This window comes from Eudoraea adriatica DSM 19308, assembly GCF_000382125.1.
Lineage (GTDB): Bacteria > Bacteroidota > Bacteroidia > Flavobacteriales > Flavobacteriaceae > Eudoraea > Eudoraea adriatica.
Map to the genome: position 1 here is coordinate 1 of NZ_KB907551.1, position 23,388 is coordinate 23,388.

General features: G+C 39.3%; 16 protein-coding genes. 3 read left to right on the top strand and 13 right to left on the bottom strand.

The genetic code is table 11. The features are described from left to right. The first annotated feature begins 527 nt into the window (after positions 1-527). A complete protein-coding gene (locus G504_RS0113670; RefSeq protein ID WP_157473383.1) occupies positions 528-1,271 on the top strand; it encodes a hypothetical protein in 744 nt (247 codons plus the stop codon). Positions 1,272-1,895: 624 nt separating this feature from the next. Here the strand turns inward: G504_RS0113670 and G504_RS0113675 are convergent. From G504_RS0113675 to G504_RS0113695, 5 genes are all read right to left on the bottom strand, one after another. After that, positions 1,896-3,620 carry an amidohydrolase gene (locus G504_RS0113675; RefSeq protein ID WP_019670755.1) on the bottom strand — a complete coding sequence of 575 codons (1,725 nt, stop codon included), beginning with the start codon at positions 3,618-3,620 and terminating at the stop codon, positions 1,896-1,898. A gap of 232 nt (positions 3,621-3,852) precedes the next feature. Further along, on the bottom strand, positions 3,853-4,875 hold the full coding sequence (locus tag G504_RS0113680; RefSeq protein WP_019670756.1) for a phytase: 1,023 nt from the start codon (positions 4,873-4,875) through the stop codon (positions 3,853-3,855). A gap of 49 nt (positions 4,876-4,924) precedes the next feature. After that, positions 4,925-7,774 carry a TonB-dependent receptor gene (locus G504_RS0113685; protein WP_019670757.1) on the bottom strand — a complete coding sequence of 950 codons (2,850 nt, stop codon included), beginning with the start codon at positions 7,772-7,774 and terminating at the stop codon, positions 4,925-4,927. Between the two features lie 602 nt (positions 7,775-8,376). After that, entirely contained in the window at positions 8,377-8,715 is a 339-nt protein-coding gene (locus G504_RS0113690; protein WP_019670758.1) for a hypothetical protein, read from the bottom strand. Positions 8,716-9,127: 412 nt separating this feature from the next. Further along, on the bottom strand, positions 9,128-10,870 hold the full coding sequence (locus G504_RS0113695) for an alkaline phosphatase D family protein (RefSeq protein ID WP_019670759.1): 1,743 nt from the start codon (positions 10,868-10,870) through the stop codon (positions 9,128-9,130). A 392-nt stretch (positions 10,871-11,262) separates the two neighbouring features. Here G504_RS0113695 and G504_RS0113700 point away from each other — a divergent pair, with 392 nt between their 5' ends. Together G504_RS0113700 and G504_RS18750 are read left to right on the top strand one after the other, a co-directional pair. Then, positions 11,263-11,469 (top strand): hypothetical protein, encoded by a 207-nt coding sequence (locus G504_RS0113700; RefSeq protein WP_019670760.1) that lies wholly within the window; start codon positions 11,263-11,265, stop codon positions 11,467-11,469. Positions 11,470-11,817: 348 nt separating this feature from the next. Next, entirely contained in the window at positions 11,818-14,097 is a 2,280-nt protein-coding gene (locus G504_RS18750) for an inorganic phosphate transporter (RefSeq protein WP_019670761.1), read from the top strand. A 51-nt stretch (positions 14,098-14,148) separates the two neighbouring features. Here the strand turns inward: G504_RS18750 and G504_RS0113710 are convergent, their stop codons facing one another. The 8 genes from G504_RS0113710 to G504_RS19890 all read right to left on the bottom strand — a co-directional run bounded on the left by G504_RS0113710 (position 14,149) and on the right by G504_RS19890 (position 23,094). Next, positions 14,149-15,003, bottom strand: a complete 855-nt coding sequence (locus G504_RS0113710) for a universal stress protein (RefSeq protein WP_019670762.1) — start codon at positions 15,001-15,003, stop codon at positions 14,149-14,151. 306 nt (positions 15,004-15,309) lie between these two features. After that, positions 15,310-15,459, bottom strand: a complete 150-nt coding sequence (locus G504_RS19680; RefSeq protein WP_157473386.1) for a hypothetical protein — start codon at positions 15,457-15,459, stop codon at positions 15,310-15,312. A 25-nt stretch (positions 15,460-15,484) separates the two neighbouring features. Further along, a complete protein-coding gene (locus G504_RS0113715) occupies positions 15,485-17,341 on the bottom strand; it encodes a cytochrome-c peroxidase (protein ID WP_019670763.1) in 1,857 nt (618 codons plus the stop codon). 82 nt (positions 17,342-17,423) lie between these two features. Beyond that, a complete protein-coding gene (locus G504_RS0113720; RefSeq protein ID WP_026348585.1) occupies positions 17,424-18,965 on the bottom strand; it encodes a PhoX family protein in 1,542 nt (513 codons plus the stop codon). 304 nt (positions 18,966-19,269) lie between these two features. After that, positions 19,270-20,043 (bottom strand): DUF6090 family protein, encoded by a 774-nt coding sequence (locus tag G504_RS19285; RefSeq protein WP_019670765.1) that lies wholly within the window; start codon positions 20,041-20,043, stop codon positions 19,270-19,272. Between the two features lie 221 nt (positions 20,044-20,264). Continuing rightward, positions 20,265-20,993: a DUF6090 family protein gene (locus tag G504_RS0113730; protein ID WP_019670766.1), complete on the bottom strand. Its 729-nt coding sequence runs from the start codon at positions 20,991-20,993 to the stop codon at positions 20,265-20,267. Between the two features lie 293 nt (positions 20,994-21,286). Next, positions 21,287-22,084: a DUF6090 family protein gene (locus tag G504_RS0113735; RefSeq protein WP_157473389.1), complete on the bottom strand. Its 798-nt coding sequence runs from the start codon at positions 22,082-22,084 to the stop codon at positions 21,287-21,289. A gap of 272 nt (positions 22,085-22,356) precedes the next feature. After that, a complete protein-coding gene (locus G504_RS19890) occupies positions 22,357-23,094 on the bottom strand; it encodes a DUF6090 family protein (RefSeq protein WP_205619672.1) in 738 nt (245 codons plus the stop codon). Positions 23,095-23,388: the final 294 nt, after the last annotated feature.

Here is a 23,388-nt window from a genome sequence, read left to right on the forward strand (position 1 = left end):
AACTGATTAAAACCTTTTGAGCTGTTTTTAAACTTAAAATGTTTCCCTTGGGAGCTCATAACATCGAATACATCTTTGCTGATATCAACACCAAAGATTTGATTATATTTAAACATAAGAAAATGTTTTTTGAAAGGACAATCTACTTTGCTTTCAACAACTTGAAATCGAGATCTAAAAGTCTCACAGAACTGAACGAAATTGAAGTAGAAAAAGAGAGGGGATTATCATTGTTGACGAGATCTCAGTCTCTACGGCTATATTAACCTTAATCCTCTCTTTTGTTCTTTCTAATTAATTAATGAAATAAAGATATTACAAACTTAAGATGGCTATAATCCTCCAAAGGCGGACAGGTTCATCACGCCAAGGCGTGACGAAATCATAGCCAACACCTTAGCGACAATTACCCCCTGCCCAGGAATTCAATTGAGAATTCAACAATCTAATGCAATAAATTTCGTTTATCAATTGATGCTATTTTTTGTGTTGAATAACTATTACTAATATTAATGAAAATCAATTTTATGAAAACAGCAAAAAAACGTTCAACGATTACACTAATGTTAATAGTGTTTTTCAGTTTAACATTTAACCATACTAAAGCTCAGTTAAAAACCCCAAGTTCGGTTTGGAAATATGAAAAAGGTACAGTAACTCTTATGGATGGAAATGAAATTGAAGGCTATATCTATATGGATATGATGAACCCTCAGCTATTTCAAAAAAGGGTTTACCTGATTGACGAGAAAACCTATGCGGCTTACAAAGCAGGGGAAGACGTACATAAAGACGCTGTGGTTTATGATGCCAACGACTTGCAAAGTTTTACGCTTGAAAATGGTAAAAAATTCAAACAGGCAAAATATGCCAATCTATTTGCGAAAAGAAAGCAAGACCGGATTCCTAAAAAGTTGATGCTTGAAGTTGCTACGGAAGGGGAGATTACCGTTTTTAAAAAATATCACCACACCCAGGGTATCGTTACTTCCCACTTACCTGACCGGACGAAGGTTAGTGATGCCAAATATGTTGAATGGCAGGAAAATAACTTTGAAATTCTTGCCCAAAAAGAAGGAGAGGAGGCAAAAAATATGTCTTCCTTCAATATAAAGAAGCTTGTCGGTGATAATAGAACCGTTTTAACCAATTATGCTAAAAATAAATATGGTTTTAGAGATCTTTTTATAAAAGGACCTGTCTTTGAATCCAGCTTCCAAATGGATACGGTAGAGGCTTTCACCAGCATGGTGGAAGATTATAATAAATAAACAGAGTTAGAATTTATTACAAACTTTAGAAGAGAAGGCCAAAAAAGGTCTTCTCTTTTTGTTTTTTGAAAATGAGAAATTAAATTTAATCAGATTATCCTACCTTCTACCATTTCCTTGATTAACTTATGTGAGGTTTTATATTCCTCGAAAACAATAACAAAACCATTAATAAAAATAGATAAAAAGCTGCTAACGAAGGGTATAGTTCATCCCGAGGACTCGGGACGAAACCATACCCAAACCGTTAAAGTTCAAAAAAAAATAACCGGGCTATTCCTGACCAGGTCTGTTTTTACGTAGCCCGCTAAGAATAAGAACAATAACGCTTAGGGCGAAAATTATGGCCGTGATAGCTAGAAAGGATATAATTGGATTCATAAGTGAGGTGTATTTTTGATTGAAAGACAGTTCTTATAGCAGGGGCGTCATTTTTAGTATACTGTTAATTTAATCCCTGAACATGAATTTTAAGCATACAATTGTATATCCTGTTTTCCATAGTGTATAAAATGTACGAAAATCAAAGTTTTTCAGATGCCGGTTCATCTAAAATTGGTATCGCACAAGAAAGCACTGTTCAACTAAACCATTATACTGTTTAAATAAAGAGGCTGGCCAAACCTATTCCCTGGTATAGACTACTTTTCCATCAAAAATGGTCATGGCTATCTCAGTATTTAAGAATTCCTCTTCCGCTACCGTCATCAGATCCTGGCTATAAATGGTAAAATCGGCTAGTTTGCCCACTGTAATAGAGCCTTTAATGTCTTCTTCAAAGGCGCCATAAGCAGCATCCAGGGTATAAGACCTGAGGGCCTGTTCCCTGGTCATTTTCTGCTCCGGTTCATAACCGCCTTCCGGTGTGCCTTTCAAGGTTTTTCTGCTAATACTGGCATACAAACTGGCTATAGGGTTCAAAGGTTCTACAGGTACATCGGTACCATTTACAATGGGGATCCCACTTTGCAACAGGGCCTGCCACATATAAGCACCTTCTTTAATTCGTTGCTCACCCAAACGGTCTATGGCCCAGGGCCTGTCTGAAGACAGGTGTACGGCCTGCATGGCAGGAATCACCCCTAAGCCGGCAAAGCGTGGAATATCATCCGGATGTAAATGTTGTGCATGCTCAATTCTAAATCTGTGATCGCTTGCCTTATCCGCCAGTTCATCAAAAGCAATTTCATAGCGGTCTAGTATTTCCTTATTGGCCCTGTCCCCTATGGCATGAGAGCAAACCTGAAAACCATGTTGTAATCCGTTTAAAGCGGTTTCTTTAACAAAATCCATGGGCAGGGTTTCGTGACCAAAATGCCCGGGTCTGTCGGAATAGGATTCTAACAACCAGGCGCCGCGTGAGCCTAAAGCCCCATCACAGTTTAATTTTACGGACCGTATGGTTACCAAATGTTCGGGGTCTATCATTGGGCCTTTTTTATACCATTCATTAAGCAACGCTTTGTCAAAACCGGTAAGCATGGCGTATATACGGATTCTCATTTTATCTGCTGCCTTCATTTCTTCGTAAAGGGCAATATTCTTCCTCCCAATACCCGCATCGTGAAAGCCGGTAATGCCATTTCTGTGACAGGCGGCCACTGCCAATTCAAAAGCCTTGGCATCTTTTTCCGGGGTATTTTCGGGAATATGTTTGGTGATCAGACCCTGGGCGCGTTCATTAAAAATACCCGTAGGCCGGCCAAAGTCATCCCGCATAACTTCGCCGCCCTTTACATCAAACTTGTCTATTCCGTCTTTGGGCAAAATCTGCACCCCGGCAAGCTCCATAGCGGCCGCATTGGCAAAACCGGCATGGCCACTGGCATGGCTCAGGTATACCGGATTCTCAGGAGAAACCTCACTAAGCCTGTAATGCGTTTGAAAGCCACTTACGGTATCGGACGGCATATCTGTCCACTTGCTTTGATGCCATCCCCTTCCGGTAATCCATTCCCCGGGTTCGGCTTCTTCAACTGCTGCAGCTACGGCATCAATTATTTCCTGATAGCTGGTGGTATTGATGAGGTCCAGGTTTAGTTCGTTATATCCCAATCCCATAAAATGCCCGTGACCTTCTATTAAGCCGGGGGTCATGGTTTTGCCTTTTAAATCTATTACTTGTGTTTGGTCGTTTTTATATTGCTGCGCATCTTCAAGGCTGCCTGCAAAAAGGATCTTATTGTCTTTTGTAGCTACCGCTTCAACGGTTGCCTGTGTTGTGTCAACCGTATAGATTGGACCCCCGTAAATGAGCAGGGTAGCGGCTTCTTTATTTGGGCTTCTGCAGGAAGTAAAAATCAGGGTGAGTAATGTAAAGCTCCAGAAAGCAGCATTTTTAAATCTCATAGGTGTTGGTTTTTAAAAACCCAAATTTACTGCTTTCTTAGGTAAATGTGCACCGGGGTTAGAACTTAAAAAAGAGGTAAACAGGTCATTGCCTTAAAATGAGCTTTAAACCAGTGTACCCGTACAAAACAAATAAGAAAAATCCGCAACCATCTTTTTATCGTTGTATTACGGATTCTTATTGTGGACCCACCTGAGCTCGAATCAGGGAGGCTAACTTATTGATATCCAACTACTTGTCTGCAAGGCCCAGTTTTTGCAAATCAAAAAAGTGGTAAGTTTTATCATTGCTCATCGCCACAAAAAGCCCGGTTGAGAAGGTTGGGCTTAGCGCAGTAGTAATGACATCACAACCATCCGTATCGCTGGTACCCAGGTTAACAGCCTTCACAAAACGATTATCGGTGGCAGAAAAAACATTGAATTGTCCCCTTTGCTGATCCGATACGATCAGGAAACCTTCCCCTCCTACATCCTTTGCAATGGCAATACCCTCAATATCTGAGCGGAAATATTCCCTACCAAAGCAACTGAGTTCCTCATCACCCATGGAAGGTTCGGCATGGTACTTCCTGATACATACCCCTTCATCTGCGTAATAGACCAGGCTGGCTGCATCATCCACGGCAATGGCTTCAATTTCCTTTTCTCCGCTGAAACGACCAAACTTACGCACAAGGCTTAATCCAAACTGCCCGTTAAAAGACAACAGCTGGTATTGATATAGGTAGTTATCCTCAGGGCCGGTTTTTCTACTTACAATTACATATACCTTGTTATCTAAGGGCGACTTATAAACAGCTATCCCCATTGGCAGGCGCTTAACTAATTCCGCTTCATCTTCAAAAACCTTCAAACCACCCCCATCCAGTGGCAGCATTTCAGGCACGGAATAGATCCTCAACTGTTGTTGTTCCCGCTCTGTCACCACCAGGATATCGGCGGTAGTTGAATCATTCAGCCGAACCTGGTATTCTATATCTATATTGTTGGGCCTTTTGATATTGCGAAGGGTTTTTTCCTCTATAATTTCCCCTTGGAGGTTGAAGGCATAGACAGCCCCATCTGTATCCTTATCCGTTCCAAATACGATACTTTCGGAAGGATTTTTAGGATTCACCCAGATGGCCGGGTCGTCTGAGTCGTAGGTCGTTTTCTCCGAAATAACGTCCGCCGGTATAACTGTCAGCCTTGAGATACATGAGGACAACAATATACCAAGAGCCAGTATTGCAAACCATACTGATATAGACATATCCGTCCTTGACGGTCGGTTTTCAAGACAGTTATTATGATTGGTTATTCTAATTTTGGAAGAGGTCATATTTCAATCCGACAGCCAGTTTACGTCCATAGAATTCCAATTGTTGAGATCTTTCGCTTATTCCCTGATAGAAACGAAGCGGCTGATCTGTGATATTGAGCAGATCCACATATACCCTGAGGTTTGGATTTATAGTTACTGTGGCGTTGAAATCGAGGAATAGTTGCTCATCATAATAACGGTCCTGAAAGGCATTCCCTCCTATTTCATCTACATAGGCATCAGAATAATTCAGAGATAGTCTGGCTGTAAACCGGTTGACAGCATAACCAAGCGATGCATTGAACATGTTGGGAGCCGTATTGGGTAGGTCGAGGTCATCCCGCTCTTCCCCATCTTCGTTTCGAATACCGTTTGCACTGGAAGTAAGATAGGTGTAATTGAGATAAACGCTGAAATTCTTCAAAAAACCAGGCAGGAAGGTAAGCTGCTGCTGATACGCCACTTCCAATCCAAAGATTGATGCATCATCGCCATTTAAAGGCTGAAAGATAGTAAATCCTTCCGTCCCGGGGCCTAATGAGTCATCGGTTGTCTCTGTTTGAAAGACATAAATAAAATCATTGATGTTTTTGTAAAAGACACCTCCTGATACCAGGCCGACACCGGTAAGGTAGTGTTCGGCCATGAGGTCAAAGTTCATTGATGTAGTGGGATCCAAATTTGGATTGCCGAGAAAGATTTCTTCATCGCCGCTAACAACGTCAACAGATGGCACAAGGTCTACATAATTGGGCCTGGCAAGGGTGTTGGTCCAGGCAAATCGCAAAATGGTGCGGTCCGAAAGATCATATTTAAGGTGAACACCTGGTAGTACGTTGGTGTATGAGTTGTTATCGGTGATTTCGCCAACCACGTTCTCCTCTTCCTCGATCTGGTTTCCTGTTGCAGTGATGTCTGTAGCTTCCACTCTGAGACCCAGCAATATCCTGAAACGATCAGACAACTTCTGATCTGCCTGCACATATCCGGCATAAACATCCTCTTTCACATCGAAGTTTGCCCGCAGGAATTCATCCGGAACGGGTTCCCCATTAACGAGGTTTAGTTTACCTAGCCAAACCTGATCGGCAAATAAACCGGCCTGATACTGACTGCCAGCCAGAAAATCAGGGTCTGAAATATCGACCACGGGAACATCGGTCAGGGTTGGGAAATCACTTTCCAGGTCAAATTCAAAGAAGTCGTTGTCCCGTATTTTATTTTTAAACCGGCCTCTTACGCCAAAACGGATGTTGCCATCACCCTTGTTGAAGAAATCGGCAGGCAATTCGAAGTTCGCAAAAACGTTAATGTCCTCCTCTTCTGTATATTGGTTCTCTTCCGTTATTTCACCATATTCAAAGCTTGCCAGATCGTCAAAATCATCCGGATTTTCAGGGATGAAGTTTGGAAACTCCGGATCGGTGTTGTCATTCAGAACACTGTATTCATTTTCATATTCGGCGTATCGCTCATTGAGGCGCTCCTCCGAGGCTTTCGCATAGGAGGCAAGCCAATCGAACTTGAGCTTCCCAAAGAGGTGGTTGCCTCCCAGGGTATAATTCTGCAGCCGCTGATCTTCCAATCGGCGGTTTTTATTTCTACTGTTGTCGATCCCACCTTTTGTCTGCCTTTTAATTTCGGCTGGGAAGCGTACGAGATTACCGTTTTCTACAGTGAAATCTTCAGAGCCGATGTCTTCTCCGTCCAGTATTTCCTGTTCCAGTCTATAGCGATTCTCCCTGTCGTCACGCCAGGTATACATAGTTTTCAGGAAGAGGTTGTTATTGGCATTAATCTGGTAGTCGAAATTAGCTGAAAAACTACGTCGTACCCGCTGAATCAGGTATGTGCGATTCTCAAAGGTCTTGGTGTAGGGGTTGACACTTACTTCTTCAAGTATAGGATCCCCGTCTGGATCATCCACCCCGGTATTGAATTCAAATTCATCTTCCCACTCGGCTTCGATATTATCAGAGCCAAATTCCGTATCCATAATAGTGGCTGCTACCATCCAGCCAAACTTGCCATCCTTGGTCCGGTCACCTACGAGGAAAGAACCATTTAGAATCCGGGTATTGGTAACAAAGTTTATCCCGGAGCCAACAGTAGCTGCCAATCTGAAACCCTGGGGAGCGGTACGCGTAATCAGGTTGATAGAGCCACCCAAAGCATCCGCATCCATATCGGGGGTAACGGCCTTGTTAACCTCTATGGTCTGGATCATATCTGAAGGAATCAGGTCCATCTGGATATTCCTGTTGTCTCCCTCTGCCGAAGGGATCCTGCTTCCATTGAGGGTTACAGAGTTCAGTTGCGGAGAAAGCCCTCTTACGATCACATTTCTGGCCTCACCCTGGTCAACCTGCATGGTAATACCGGGAATTCGTTTTACCGCATCTCCTATATTGGCATCCGGAAATTTCCCTATCTGATCAGTGGAGACTACGTTAGTAATATTGAGATTGGTCTTTTGGGTATTCAGCGCCCTGGCCTGACCTCCCAGACTATAACCCAGTACCTCTGCGCCTTCCAATTCAACACTTTGGGAGATAAGTGTAATAGAAATCGTTGCCGTTTCGTTTGAAGTAACGGTTATTTCTTCCTCTACCTCCCCGTATCCTATATATGTAATACGGATTGTATAAGCCCCTTCCGGCACATTAACAAAGGTAAACCGGCCATCAAAATCTGAAATGGCGCCTCTGTTAAGAGATTCTATTATAATATTGGCCCCGGGTAATAGTAACCCATTTTGGTCTGAAATGTTTCCGGCAATATTGCCGTTCTGTGCTTGTGCTGCCAAGAAGCCAAAAAGGCCCATGGCAAAGAAGAGGAAGTTTTTCATTTGGTACAGGTTGTTGTTATGAAACAAAATAAAAACATCCCTCTGTAAAAGAGGTTTATTAAAGATGAAGCTTAGTTTAAGTTATATGTAGTGAAGGCTGATATTAATACTACCGTAAAGTTGCGCTAAACTTATAGATACAAAAGAAAACCCAAAACCGAAGCTAAAATCAATATCCAAAAAGAAAGGATCGAGAAAATACACTGCACCTGTGGTTAATGGTCGGGTTCAGAAAGCCGGTGGTGTTTGAAAATTGATTTATATTAGAAAAGAGTAAATATGCTTTCATAAAACTAATCAACTTTATAATGGTTCATTTTGAAATAATTACCTGTGATTAACTACAAAGCTTAATAATGCCAATTATTTTTTCATTGGACAAGGATCTAAGAATTCTAAATGAAATTTTTATTGATAAAGAATTTATTTGAATTGAAATAGACAATGGTTTTGATTGCGTAGACATGCTCAAAGATGTCCAGATTGCCATCAATTTCTTTCTGCTATTAGCGGTTCCTCACTACGTTGGATGCTCTAAATCAAATACTAGAACAAAAAAAGTCCTGAATTTCATCAGGACTTTTCTATAAGACAACAGGGTTTTATGCCTTAACCCTCACAGGTAACTTATACATTTTACCTAGTATAACATCTTCCAATTCAACTTTCTGGTAGTTGAGCTTACTTTTTACAAATGATTCCAAATTTGAATCCACTGTTTCTACGGAAATGACCACAATTTCCTTTTCACTGTTCACAGTAAATAGTACTGTAGCTGTTAATTCTTTAGCCTTGCCAAAAGCTAAGTTGTTATCCTTTAAACGCTCCCATATCTGGGTTGAAAGGCTCTTTTGAGGATCTGTTTTGTCCAAATCATTTGCAAAAAGATTCCCCGAAACTACCAGCAATGCAGCTGCTAAAATTAATCTGAATTTTCTCATGACTTTGATTGATTAATGATTGATTAATGATTGATTAATGATTGATACATAACAAAATTAGAGATTAACTAAAGGAAAAAAAGCCTCTTAAAAAAGTTTAATGATTAATTAATAATTACAACACCTTAATAACATCCAGAAATAAAAAAAGGCAATGCTTAAAACACTGCAAACACCTCTCTATTACTATTCTATCTTAACATTTTGTCCACGATCTTCTATATTGTGAGGCATAGAATTATTGTAAGAATTATCAGAGCAATAACAAAAAACCGATATACGAGGCACATATACCGGTTTTCATAAACTAACTCAAACTAAACTCGGTGTAAAAATCCTTCATTTTTTCTGCTTTTAGGTTAAATGAAAGTGAAGATAACTTCATGAAATCAAATCTATGAATTTCAATGACTTAGACATTGAAGGTGGTCATCTTACCTACTGTTTCTTGATACTGTTTCGTAGCAATCGTATCAACAAACCGAAAGTTGGCCGTTGCAGAACCTGGTGTAAACTCCGCCAAGACAAAACCGCGACGGGAAGCGTCAAAATACTTGAGGTCATCGATCAGCAATACGAAGGCCTGCTCAATTCCTGAAATCGTTGCGGGATCATTACCAAAAAGACCCTCAAAACCAGGGGAGCTTACCGAGGAACAAGCAAATTCCTCACCGACCTTGGTCCCAGAGGCATCTATTAAATTACTGTTCCAAGCATTGTGGGTATCTCCAGCCAGGACAACGGTGTTTTTGCCTCTTAATAAAGCGAAGAGTTTTTCACGTTCAACGGGGTAACCATCCCATGCATCGAGGTTATAGGGTATAACAGTATTTATCCGAGCTAGCTCTTCCGGAGTCAATGTCGGATCATTTTGCAACGCTCTTCCCTTAAGCGTCGATAGTTCGGTTATGGTTTGCAACAATTGTTGAAAAACTTCAGGTGTAGCATTTCCGGAAGCAACCGCACCAATACCGATCAAAAGCTCTGCAGGTACAAACATTTTCGCCATGAGCACCTGTTGGCCGATTACCTGCCAAGTACTACTGCTACTCCCAATTGCTCCAGAAACCCAAGCAAGTTGTTCAGGGCCCATAAGGTTTCTACCTGGATCTTGCAACGCAGCGACAAAAGTTGTAAAATCGAAACTTCCATCTGCCATGAAGTAATCACCAAAACTAAGTTGTTTGTCACGACCAATAATCCTTGTGTCGAGCATGACCAAATTGACCAAATTGCCAAACTCGAAATTACGATAGATAATATTTCCATCGTTTGTACGCACAGGCAAATACTCACCATGTACCTGAATAGCCCTTCGCTTTCTTTCTTGATAAGAACCCTCGCTATCATCATGGTTTTCTGCGCCTTCGTTATAGGCATCGTTTGTAATTTCATGATCATCCCAAACAACGATAAAGGGTTTCTTTTGGTGTGCCAATTGAAGTCCATCGTCGGTTCGGTATTGACGGTAACGCAGACGGTAATCTTCTATGCTCAAAATTTCAGTCTTTGGGTCATGCACTCTGTTAAGGGCCTCTGTATTTTCATTAGTGCCATAACCCCCCTCTCCGTATTCATAAATGTAATCTCCCAAATGTAAGACCACATCAGCATCGCTATTCGCAATGGCATCATAAACATTGAAAGCACCAGCTGGATAATTACTGCATGAACAGACGGCCAATCTTACACTGGAAAGCGATGTCCCTGCACCTGGCAATGTTATGGTTTCACCCACAACAGACTCTACTTTTAAATCTTCTTGTATAAAACGATAATAAAAAGTACCATTGGATGATAGTCCCGTTACATCTTCAACAACAGTAAAATCATTGACCATGCTACATTCGTAAATACCCTCTTTAACGATATTGCCGAAGGAAGCATCGGTAGCCACCTGCCATTTAATAGGAATCATTTTACCTACTTCGTCTTCTGTAGGTGTAATGCGTGTCCAAATGATAACGGCGTTAGCCGTGGGATCAAAGCTTCCCACCCCATGCAAGAACCTGGGTATTCTATCATCCGTCCCCCCATCGCCCAAAAAATCGTCCAGCTTATTACAGGCTTGCAAATGTGAGGTTAAGATAATACCACCGGAACCTAAAATGGATCTGGCCAAAAAGGCCCTTCTTGAGTGTATTTTTCGTTTCATGAATTGTTATTTATTATTATTTATTTTCGAAATTACCAATGCTCCATGGCCCCATGATTAGCATAATGTGAACTTTGATTTAAGAATTAAGGTTAGATTGTTCCCTTTAAAGACGCAATTTCACATTTATGTTTCTTGAGTGTTAATTTTGTATTATGTGATAAAACCGATACAAATAGAGCCCACTTCACCTTAGACCAAACTGTTCAAAAGTCGTTTGACAATCCTATTTATCTTCGATTCCTACTTTAAAAACCGGCTGCTCCTCAAACGGGTTTTAAAATATTATGAAATTCCCTTTAAGGATGTATGCCCTAAAGACTCCAAAAAACTTAACATTGAAATTTATTTACATTAAATTAACTTTGGCTTTATTTTAAAATACGATCAGTTTGAAAAAATTCACCCACGACGAAATCAAGAAAAAGATAGGCAAGGACGAAAGAGAAATTCGGGAGAAAGTGCTATTGCTGTCCAACGGTATGATTGTTATACACGGATTCAAAAGGGAAGAGGCCTTCCAAAAGGCCCTTGTGATTGCAAGGGAATGGTTGGAGAATGGTGGTCGATATGAACATAAAACAATTCTTGACAATTGATAAGGTGTTTATCCTGAATCAGCATTTAACTCTTTTGAATAATTGGTGGAACTTAGTACTAAATAACCGCCAATTCTTGGGATGAATTAAGAAAAGGAGTAATGCCCTTTTAATTATTGTTTAACGAAGCTCTTACAGTTTATGCATGAACTTCAGTAATTTTTGGGTTAATCAAATTATCTACAAAATATTTTCAATGATTGAAAACCTCTACTTCAAAAAAAAACGCTACTAAACTTCTTATAGGGTAATATATTTAACGTTTAAACAACACAAACTTTACATTTAGATGATGCGTCCCACTAGGGCATTTTGTTTCTTCCAATCTTAAGAACATAGGCCGCTTCGATGTCAGATTATTATTTATTTATTCTGTTTCTCCTATTTATACTGGCTATATCTGATCTTATTGTTGGGGTCAGTAATGATGCGGTCAACTTTCTAAACTCCGCCATTGGCTCAAAGGTCACCTCTAGGAGAAACATCATGATAGTGGCCAGTCTGGGCATCTTGGCCGGCGCCACTTTTTCGAGCGGGATGATGGAAGTCGCCAGAAAGGGAATCTTTAATCCAGAGTATTTCTATTTTTCTGATATCATGGTCATTTTTATTGCGGTCATGATCACTGATATCATATTGCTCGATCTCTTCAATACCTTTGGCATGCCCACTTCGACGACGGTATCCATAGTGTTTGAACTTTTAGGCGCGGCAGTTGCGGTTTCCATTCTAAAAATTGCCGCAGATGGAACTTCTTTAAATACCCTTGGAGATTACATCAATTTGTCAAGTGCCCTGGTCATTATTTCCGGTATATTCATTTCAGTACTCATTGCTTTTGCCATAGGGAGTATAGTACAGTATTTTTCAAGATTGCTTTTCACCTTCAACACGGACAGGCATAAGACATGGGCCCGAACTATTTGGTCGGCGCTGGCACTCACGGCACTCACCTATTTTTTATTGATCAAAGGTGTTTCCGGAGCTTCTTTTGTTTCTGATGGATTGGTAGAGCGTATTCAAGGGAACACCATGATCACCTTAGGATTATCTTACTTTATTTGGAACATTTTGCTGCTGGGTCTGCAAGCATTCTTCAAAGTCAATGTTTTAAAAATCGTTGTTTTATTCGGAACTTTTGCCCTCGCCATGGCTTTTGCAGGAAATGATCTTGTAAATTTTATCGGTGTTCCCATTGCCGGCTATGAATCTTATTTGGCTTGGAGCGATTCAGGGGTGTCAGCTATGGCATATGACATGACCGTTCTTTCGGAGCCTATCCGGTCGAAGACCTATATGCTGGTTGCCGCCGGTATCATTATGATTATTACACTTTGGTTTTCAAAAAAGGCCAGGTCCGTAACGGAAACTGAAGTCAATCTAGGACGGCAGAACGAGGGAAACGAACGTTTTAAATCAAATAAGCTATCTCGGGAGGTTGTCAGATACTCCTTATACCTGGGAGATCGAATTAACGTAATACTGCCAAATTCATGGTTGGAAAAAGCCGAAAAGCGATTTCAAACGTTGAATGAGAAGGACCCCAAAGAGCTAATAAACAATCGACCGGCCTTCGATTTGGTAAGGGCATCGGTGAATTTAACCATTGCAAGTATTCTTATTGCTTTTGCCACTTCTTTGAAACTGCCTCTTAGTACTACCTATGTTTCCTTTATGGTCGCCATGGGCACTTCTTTGGCGGACAAAGCGTGGGGCAGAAATAGTGCCGTGTTTAGGTTATCAGGAGTATTTAATGTTATCGGGGGCTGGTTTTTTACGGCAATTTTAGCATTTACCGCTGCCGCTGCCTTTGCGACATTCATCCACTATTTCGATATCAAGGCCATTGGTATCTTGGTACTGCTGGCAATATTCTTAATTAGTAGAACATTTATCTTACATAAGAAAAAAGAAAAGAGGAAGACGGCTCGGAAGCAATTTGAACAGCGCACCGCCACCATTTCTTTTTCAGAAAGTATCAGGGAGACTTCTGAAAATGTGATAATTACACTTGAATTAATTAGCGACACCTACGAACAAGCCCTTCTTGGGTTGCTTAAGGAGGACCGACAACTCCTTCAGAAATCAAATAAGAACATCATGTTATTAAAAGAAAGGCAAAGGGAGTTAAAGGGTCAGTTGTTCGGCCTAATAAAGCGCTTGGAAGAATCCCCAACCGAATCCGGCAGGTTATATCTTCTTATCTATGACTTGCAACAAGATATTGTACAATCGATTTCCCTTATTGTCGAAACCTGCAATGAATACGTGTTAAATAGTATGGATCCGGTTCGAAGAATCAATGTAAAGCCGATCCAAGAAGTTTTGAAAACTTCAAAGTCCTATCTGGCCCAACTTATTGGAATGATCAAAAATCAGGACCTCCAAAATCTAGCGGAACTGCTGGCCATTAAAAAGGATGTTTTTATCCTGTTGGAAAAATCACTTTCAAATCAAATAATAGGCATACACCAGGGGTCCTTGGGAATGCGAAATAGCCTTCTTATGTTTACAATCCTACTCGAGAGTAAAGACCTTATTGCAGTGGCGGCCAGATTTGCCAAATTATATGACCGCATTAAATATACTCCAGGGGAAAAAGAGGTTTATCTTATCAAAAGCAACTGAATACATTAGATACGATTGCAGAAGATCTGGAATCCAGTCAATTTTGAAAGTCTATGACCTTGCCTTTTCAGGGAGAATAAGTAAGGGCACCTCGGTATGAAATGCAACTTTTTTTACTACCGGTTCTCGGAACAACCGTTGAAGAAAACCGTGTTCTTTGTGAATCAAGGCTATCATATCAATCCCATTGCCCTTGGCATACTTCATGATCTTATCCGAAATACTGGAATCATCTTTCAAAGCAATGTGTCCAAAGTCGGTTTTACCAAGAATATCTTCTAAAACCTTTTTGTTATCTATTTGTTGACCTGATGGAGATATTCTCTCCCGTTCAATGTGGAGAACATCAATATGGGAATTATATCGGTTGGCAAAATATATAAGTGCGTCCAATTGGTAAGTCGTATATAAATCCTTATATGCCGTTCCGAAAAGAATTTGATGGAGCTCATGGGATTCATACTTCTCAGGTACCATAATGATAGGACAATAGGTAAACTGTTTTGCAATCTTTACCGAATTACTTCCTATAAAAATCTCTTTGACGCCGGAGGCCCCCTTGGTGCCCATTACAATATAGTCAAAACTGTATTCATCGGCCATTTTCGTAACGGCCAATTGTAATGACCCATCAAAGGAAATTGTAATAACCTTACCAATATCATTTTCTTTTATTGTTGCAAGGTTTTTGACCCATTCGTCCAATTTACGCCCTGATCTTTCACTTTCGGCTTCGAACAACTCATCTCCCTCATCAACTTTGGTACTATCATAAAGATTCGAATTGCTCTTGTAAGCGTTCAGTACATAAAAAACACAAGATTCTCCCTGAAAAATATATATAGCATAAGCAAGGGCATTCCAAGCATTTTTGGAGAAATCGGTCGGTAGCAAAATGTGTTTCATCTGTAAACTCAAAACCTAAATATTCTAAAGTTCTAAAATGTTCGCTAAGCATGGTCTAAGAAATCTTTAAGATTTAGTTATTTTAAACCATTAAAGGAATATGTTCCGAGGATGGATTCTATACGATTTAGGTACCAAATAATACAGAATGTTGTTTATGCCTTTTCAATAACTCTGGGTTTTATAAAATGTTCGTATTTCTAAACCAAAAGTTCAGTTTTTTGATTTTACTTGGCAATCCTTAATGCCACGGCATAAGCATTGGGCAGCAAACTTTCCTCAACAGCTTTGGCGGCCTTCTCCACATCATAGCGAAAACGTATAAACTCTTCTGAGATACCATCTTCCTTTCCTTACTGCCACGACCGATACTATAATCGTAGTTCCCGGCAATGGTCGGAATCTGTCTTTTTCGAATCTCGGAAGCCCTCCAGGATGGCTTTGCTTGCCAGCCATGCGCTAAATATTTCTGTTTTTGTGGCTATTCGGCACTACTTGCCAATTCATATTTTACCTCCCCAGTGCTGGAAACATTAGTGTCTGATAAAGTTTTTACAAAGGCGACCAAAGCCTTTTGTTCCTCATCGGTCAGGTTCAATTCATCAAAGGGAAGTGTTTGGTGTTCCAAATCAAAACCCATTCCTGCGCCACCGCCTTTGTTGTAGAAATCCATGACTTCCTCCAAAGTATTGTATACCCCGTTATGCATATATGGCGCGGTGTATTCCGCATTCCTTACCGTAGGAGTTTTGAACATTCCTAAATGGATATCTTCATTAAATTTCCAATAAAAACCAAGGTCATCATCAAGGTTTTGATTCGCGGCAGTTTCGGGTATACCGATAACCTCTTTTTCCGTTTCCGAGAAGAAAGGCGGCACAGTACCATTGGTCAAGGGGATAAAATGGCAGGTGGCGCACAACGCCTTACCCATAAAAAGGTTCATGCCCAGTTTTTCTTCTGATGTAAACGTTGACTCCTCGCCCCGCATATTTCGGTCGAATTTAGAATCAAAGGCGTTGAGCGTGCTTATGTATGATGAAAGTGCTTTTATGACATCGGCATTTCGTATTTTCCCATTTCCGAACACCTCTTTAAAATCATTAGTATAGGTACTATCCTGTACTATTTCCAAAGAAAATTCATGTACACTCGTATTGAATTCCTTTTCGTTCGTAAAAACCGATGAAATTTGGTCCAACAGGTTTTCTGCTCGCCCATCCCAAAAAAAGCCTTTTTGAAAAACCGCATTGATTAGGGTTGGCGAATTTCGCTGTAACGGTTTTCCGTCATTACCTAAATTATAGACCAAATTATCGGCAAAGGCCTTATTCGGGTTATGACAGCTCACACAGGCCATAGCACCGTTCTTGGAAAGTTTGGGTTCGAAGAAAAGCTTTTCACCCAAAGCAATTTGTTTTTCCGAAGGATTTCTATTTACTGTTGGCGTAAAATAGGTTACATTAAAGGCATCTTTCTCAAAGAATGTGGTTGCATCAAAATTGAACGGGTAAGAGTTAACTCCGTTCCAGAGCGCGCTTGCCTTGCGAATAGCGACCCAATTACGGGTAATAGGGTTCATGTGTTCCCTTATAAAGGTATAGCGGTCAAAGGTTTCAAAATTGGTGTCCTTTTTAATAAAAGCAATGGCCTTTTTTATATTTCTATGGAATTCAGTATCCAACATCTTATCTTTTTCAAGAATGATATTTTGAATACTAACATTATATACTTCCACTAATCCTTCAAGTGAAATTATGGTTTCCTCAAAGCCCAAATGACTGACTGGCGTGTCAAAACCGGAAATTCCTAAACTTATAATGCGCATCAGTTGCTGATGGGTGGCAATAAAAAAACGTTCCGGATTTAACTGGCGGTTTTCAATATTCTGTTGCAGGTTGCGCATCATGCCCAAAGTAAAGGCGATTTCCTTCTTATAAACCGCTTCAGGAACGTTACCTTCATAAATGGATTCTTCAATTTTCTGTAATCCTATAGGTGCCAAAACCCTTTCGGTATCCTCAGTAAAGACCGGTAAAGCTGGCCCGTTGGTTCGGTGCCCCACTGCTGGATTCAAGTACGAAGCGTAAGGTTCGGCTTTTTTGAACTCCTGCCGTACCTTTTTGAAAATACGTTTGGCATCCGCCGTTTCGGCAGGTAACTGCTCCAGAACTTCCATCTCTCTGATGGCGTTTGAAATGCCTAAATAATAGTAGTTTTGGGCAAAACCCCAATCTACCGACTTGGTAGTTTCCAAACTGGAATATTCCTTTTCTTCGATTTTGTTTTTACACGCACCGATGATCAAAAAAGAAAAAAACACTACAATTTTTTTCATAAGCTATTTTCTAGGTTTTAAATGGATAAAGACCTCCATAGTGGGAATAGAGGTCTAGATCAAAACAGAATAGTATTTAAAACTATCTTGGTAGTCCTCGTAGAATAACGATTTGTCCGCCTTGGTCATCTTCGCGGGCTCCAGCAGCTATTGCATCAGGTCGGTCAGACTCCATATCGTGACCATCTTTGTTCTTAAAGTCTTCGCTTTCCCAGTAGTGAGGTTGCAGGTTCAATAAGAAGACATCTTCCTCACCAATTTTATCCGAAATATCTTCCAAGGCTCCAAATTCACCGCTAAAACCCGTACTTCCTGATGGGTCTAGGTCATTACGAACCACAAGCTCCAAAACTTTTTTGATGTTGTTTCCATTAAAATCGGATTGATAAATGGCGGCCGCATGCCCTCTTGAGAATGAATTTGGGTCTTCTTGTATGTAAACGAAGTTTTCGGTAACAGTAATATTATCGGGGCTCTGCAATTCCGGTAGGTTCCCATCCATATTGTTGGTATCGGTATTTCCAGATACAATCTGCGTTAGTTTTCCGGTGAAGGGAGAATCTTCGTCCAAAGCCAATTTATAAACTGTTCCCCAGTCGTTGTAAGTGCCTCGGCCGGGGCCTCTTCCTGTTACAGCGAAAAAAATATTTCGTGCATCGGCATCATCACCTTTTTGGTAGTCAACATCCTCAACACGCATGAAGGCTGAAGCTCCAACGGCAACACAGGCATTTTCCATTTCATCTTTGGTCATTGCCGCGCCATTTTCAATTTCTACGAACTCAACATCATAGGTTTGACCGAATGCTAGATTTGCCTCGTTATAGATAACTCCTGGCTCCACATTTTTGGCAATAGGCTTTCCATCAGCGTCAACTTCGCCTGAATCCACTTGCTTGAATTTAAGCACATAAATTTTACCGTTGTTCAAATCTGCATTTCCGTTTTCCGAATAGTATAAAGTAACTTGTCCTTCAGAGCCGCTAGAATCATCATCACCACCGATAATTACTGTTTTTCCTGAATACGTATCCCTTGGAAGTGGAACAGCATTTTCCCAAGCGAATTCTCCCAATGCATCCAATCCGAAATCTGCAGTTGGTGTGGGGGCTGCGTAAGGGTCGATACCTTTTACGTCATAATTAAAACTTTCAGAAGCGGAAAGAAAAATATCTTGAGCACCTCCATGAATATCAGCCTCCCACATGGTACCTGAACATTGGCGCGCAAAATCGGCAACTCCCGAATTCAACAACCACTCACCGCTCACAGGGGTTAAATTTTCATCCAAACGAATACGGCTCACCGCATAATCATCTTCTGCGTTCACCACATAGATATAACCGTCACCATCTTTTAAAAATCCGGCACCATCCTGTGCGCCTACCAACTGAAAGCCATTATCCAAAATGTCGGTTGAACTGATTAAGGAGTAAGCATCAACAAAATTAAATTGTGATTCCAGGGCAACCAAGGGTTCTAAGCTTGACTTATTCTCAAACATGGTACCCTGTTCTTCATTTTCACCGCCACTGCCATCACCAATGAAGTCGTCGATTTTGTCACATGAATTTAGCGCGGTCATACCGACGGCACAAAACAATAATTTTTTAAGTGTTCTCATTTTGTTTTTAAGTTTTTAGGTTATATCAACTTTTAACAAAACTAGAAATACACCCCCCTAACTGTGTTATCTGAAGATGGTGGTTTTATTAAGGAACTATGAACTTTGTGTTAAGGTGTAAAGTTATTTTAAACTACTAGTCTGGCAACCCCTATATAGTATGGAATGGGTGGAATTTCAAATACTGCCAAACTAATAGTAGTAATTTTTAAAAGTTATCTGAGCGTTATAAAATGGTAAGCTGACGGTCGATTTATAACATTGACCGTCTAAAGAAATTAATCATTGGCTTTTGCTGAAGATTTTAATCATCATTTTGTTTATCTAATTCTGCTTTAAGCAATATTTTTAAGGCTTTGGCCTGATTATAGATATCGTCATAACTTTTTTCAGCCCCCAACTTGTTTTGAATAACATAGGGTATGAACTCCAAAAATTTGGGTTTGTTCAACATGCGTTCAAATGTTTCTTTTGCCTCAATCGCACTATAATTTTTGGTAATATAATAATCGCCCATGTCTATAACCTGACTTGTTGTAAAAATGCCCTGTTTAAGGTGAGAATAATTAAGCTGAATGTCTTGTTGGAGAAAATTATATTGCCCTTCGTATGATGTCCAAGAGTAGTATTTTTGAAGTGCTGCCCTGAGAACCTGATTACTAATTAGAGAAAGATTTCCACTGGATTTAAGTTCTTCAAATGCATTGTCGGAAATAAGTGGTATGTTGGTATAACCAGCATGTTCGATACTTTTCATAAAGTAACTGGAAGAATCTACGGCCAGCTGTGGCTTATCTATCGTCCTCAACAAAAATTCAGCACGATGAATACGGCTTTTATTTAAAGAAATAGCGGTCAAAATGTTTTCTAGATTGGAGTTTAACTCAACTTCAAAACGCTTAAGGAATATTTTTTCTTGAATGCTTTCTTTCCTCTGTTCGTTCCAATTATTAATCTGAAGTGCAATTAAAATTCCAATAACTACAAGAATAATCTCACCAATAGCATATTTAAAATACTTTCCAGTTTTGTTTTTCTCAATAAGGTCATAGCGAATTTTTCTGAAGAATTTTATCATTGGTTATTGGTTGTTTCTACTAATTTACTTAAATAATTGATTTGGAGGTAAATGTTAGGGCATAGCAGTATAAAGATAACCCAGGAGTATTATGGAAAAATTGTACAAAGGAGGATTAGTGAAGAGATGATAAGGGTTTCAAACAAACTTAGGTAGTGGTTGATGTATGAAGCTTGGTGGCTTTTAGCCACGCTGTTGTGCTTTCGTTATTTTATCTAGTTTCATGAACTTATATCTGCATCAATGTTATCTATTAGCTTTTTGATAGATTTCATGATAGATCTATAATTAATTAAACCAGATTCTCGGTTAGAAATTATCATTTCTAAAATATTAAGAAACTCATCGTTTTCCTTCAAACTTTCAAAATCATTTGGCTTGGCACGTCGTTTTGAATTTTCTTTGAATATTCTTACATGTTTAGATACAAAAGGATACACGACAGCTTGCATTATTTCCCATTCTGATTTGTCATAATCCATACTAAGCAAATTGTATTCGTATTCATACAGGTCGCTGATGTCAGTTCTTAGGTTTTCGTTTGAAATAATATCTAAGCCCTTTAATTGAAGCGTTTTATATGCAGTTAATATAGGATATGGACTCGCCCAGTTTTGTAAATATCCGAAAGCGCTATCTAGCTCTTTGTTATAAGGTAAATCTTCAATTATGTATCTTTTTATTTTATTGAATTGTTGAATTGTTTTTAGATTGAATAATGTATCGCTTTCGAAAATTTCTAGTGTCGTTTCTAAATTTGACCTTATTTCAGTCAATATTTTGAATTCTTGATTTCTTAATTTCCGGTTTTCATTCCAATTGTTAATTGATAATGCAATTAAAATTCCAATCACTACAAGTACAATTTCTCCTATGGCATATTTCAGGTATTTTAGAGGCTTGTTATCGTCTGCCAGTTGTTTGCGAATACGTCTAAAAAAATTAATCATAGTTTTTGCTTTAAACGCCAGCGCGACATGCTGGCCTATTCACTAAAAACATTCACCAAATGTTTTTTTAACGCTCTGTCCTCTAAAGAAGTTAATCATATCTAGTAGTTAGTTGTTCTTCCTAAGGTAAGGAATTTTTGTATGTGACCTTAAATCGTATTTCTTAACCCCAAGCCAAAAGTAAAAACGGGAAAAATGGTGTTTGCTTATTTAAACTCACAATTAAGAAAGACTTAGGGGGGTTACCATAAATAGAAGCCAGCAACTTATGGAGTCGGTTGGCTTTTACAATTTCACCGCTTTTGATTTTCAATTTCCAAATCCTGAATTAATTGTTCCAGATGCTCTATCATCCTATCCGAAATATTGGACCTATAAGCCGATTCGTCAACTATATTTATTAGTATGGCCCTAATTGTAGGTTCGGAAAGAAGGACTTCAATGGGTTGATCCAAAACGGCTGCCTCTGAATAGGCAAATCCCTTGGCTGTGAATGTTTTTTTTAACATTTCCGTAGGATTGGTGTCCCTGTCATCGCCTTCGAATGTAAAGTAAACTACATCATAATAGTCAAGAATACGTGTCTTAAGTTCTTGATTTTTAAAATGAGCTAATAACCCTGTATTTTTAAATTCTTCCATGGTGTTAATTCTGGCAGTCATATGAATATATCTAAGTAACCACGAAAAACTCCTAATTATAAAAATTTTATCATAGGCTTCAGGAACAGGTCCACCAAATAAACCAGTTTCATTCAATACAGGGATTTCACCTGCTTCAGCAAAAAGGACAGGATCTTTGCCAGATCCATACTGTTCCATCAGATACAGTACTGAGTGCACACGAAAGGCGTGAAACCCACGAACTTCAGCAAATGACAGTTTATCCCTCTTAAGGTCTAATATTAATGCACCCACTTGCGCTTTAATATTTTCCTGAATGGTATTTTGTTCATTCCAATTATTAATGGAAAGAGCAATCAAAATTCCAACAACCACCAGTACAATCTCTCCAATAGCATACCTCATGTATTTTAGAGGCTTGTTATCGTCTGCGAGTTGTTTGCGAATACGTCTAAAAAAATTAATCATAGTTTTTGCTTTAAATGCCAGCGCGACATGCTGGCCCATTCACTAAAAACATTCACCAAATGTTTTTTTAACGCTCTGTCCTCTAAAGAAGTTGATCATGGAAAGGAAGTGGTTGGTTGTTCTTCCTAAGATACAGAATTTTTATAAGGAACTTAAAATCAAGACCACCACATTGTATAGAATGACAGTGTTTTTGTGGTTAGATTAAACTGTATGTTATTTGCAGTATCAGTATATATTCTTGTGTTTATTGATAGATAGTCGGTGTTGGTTCAATCCAACTTTGCAATTTCTTTATCGATAAGTTTAATCATGCCGTTAATATACACATTTGTGTTTTGTGCATAATTTATCGAGCTCTCAAAATGTTCTTTAACAGTAATCAATCTGTTACCATATTCAACATCGTTATAGATTTTCACAAATCTATTTCTTAGATCTTCAGAAGATTTATTGTGAAACTGATTTTCCAGATTAGGGTAGCGTTTGTCAAAATACTCGCTAAATCTTCTGTGTCCGTTAAAAGAAGCAAATTCCATAGCAGTGAATACCGCTACATGATCTTTCCAATCCGTAAGCAAATATTTCAAAGAGTCATTAGATATTAAATTGACATCACCCGATGAAATAAAGGAATTAATCACCCCAAAGGATGGCTTAATTTGACCGGAGAAGAAGTCCTTTTTATGAATTTCGACGAAATCTATATATTCAACCTTGCCCTCATCCATTAATTTCATATATTTTGCTAAGGGTTTATAAAGGACTTCTTTCCGTACTTTTGCATTATTGATTTTATGATTATTTGTAATTATTTCTGCCCTCAGATCTTTTAAAATCTTCAATTCTAATTTTCTTTCGCTCCGGAACTGATTCCAGTTATTGATTTGAAGAGCAATCAAAATCCCGACAACCACCAATACAATCTCACCAACAGCATACCTTAAATATTTCAAAGGCTTGTTATCGTCTGCGAGTTGTTTGCGAATACGTCTAAAAAAATTAATCATAGTTTTTGCTTTAAACGCCAGCGCGACATGCTGGCCCATTCACTAAAAACATTCACTGAATGTTTTTTTAACGCTCTGTCCTCTAAAGAAGTTAATCATATCTAGTAGTTAGTTGTTCTTCCTAAGGTAAGGAATTATTCAATTTGACTAAAAATCGCATTCACTATTCAATACGGTTGATTCGTTTTGGCAGAAATCCTGAGACCTGTTACCTAAACTTGCCGACATTCATATTGTGTAAATATGCATTAAAAAAAGGAGCTACATTGTTCTCACCAACACGAGCATGATGCT

Bases quoted from the DNA above. Each gene is read 5' to 3' on its own strand.
- G504_RS0113735 (WP_157473389.1), bottom strand. From the start codon at position 22,084: ATGATTAATTTTTTTAGACGTATTCGCAAACAACTCGCAGACGATAAC.
- G504_RS0113690 (WP_019670758.1), bottom strand. From the start codon at position 8,715: ATGAGAAAATTCAGATTAATTTTAGCAGCTGCATTGCTGGTAGTTTCG.
- G504_RS19680 (WP_157473386.1), bottom strand. From the start codon at position 15,459: ATGGCTGGCAAGCAAAGCCATCCTGGAGGGCTTCCGAGATTCGAAAAA.
- G504_RS0113685 (WP_019670757.1), bottom strand. From the start codon at position 7,774: ATGAAAAACTTCCTCTTCTTTGCCATGGGCCTTTTTGGCTTCTTGGCA.
- G504_RS0113695 (WP_019670759.1), bottom strand. From the start codon at position 10,870: ATGAAACGAAAAATACACTCAAGAAGGGCCTTTTTGGCCAGATCCATT.
- G504_RS0113710 (WP_019670762.1), bottom strand. From the start codon at position 15,003: ATGAAACACATTTTGCTACCGACCGATTTCTCCAAAAATGCTTGGAAT.
- G504_RS0113680 (WP_019670756.1), bottom strand. From the start codon at position 4,875: ATGTCTATATCAGTATGGTTTGCAATACTGGCTCTTGGTATATTGTTG.
- G504_RS0113720 (WP_026348585.1), bottom strand. From the start codon at position 18,965: ATGAGAACACTTAAAAAATTATTGTTTTGTGCCGTCGGTATGACCGCG.
- G504_RS0113675 (WP_019670755.1), bottom strand. From the start codon at position 3,620: ATGAGATTTAAAAATGCTGCTTTCTGGAGCTTTACATTACTCACCCTG.
- G504_RS19890 (WP_205619672.1), bottom strand. From the start codon at position 23,094: ATGATTAATTTTTTTAGACGTATTCGCAAACAACTCGCAGACGATAAC.
- G504_RS0113715 (WP_019670763.1), bottom strand. From the start codon at position 17,341: ATGAAAAAAATTGTAGTGTTTTTTTCTTTTTTGATCATCGGTGCGTGT.
- G504_RS19285 (WP_019670765.1), bottom strand. From the start codon at position 20,043: ATGATAAAATTCTTCAGAAAAATTCGCTATGACCTTATTGAGAAAAAC.
- G504_RS0113730 (WP_019670766.1), bottom strand. From the start codon at position 20,993: ATGATTAATTTTTTTAGACGTATTCGCAAACAACTGGCAGACGATAAC.
- G504_RS0113670 (WP_157473383.1), top strand. From the start codon at position 528: ATGAAAACAGCAAAAAAACGTTCAACGATTACACTAATGTTAATAGTG.
- G504_RS18750 (WP_019670761.1), top strand. From the start codon at position 11,818: ATGTCAGATTATTATTTATTTATTCTGTTTCTCCTATTTATACTGGCT.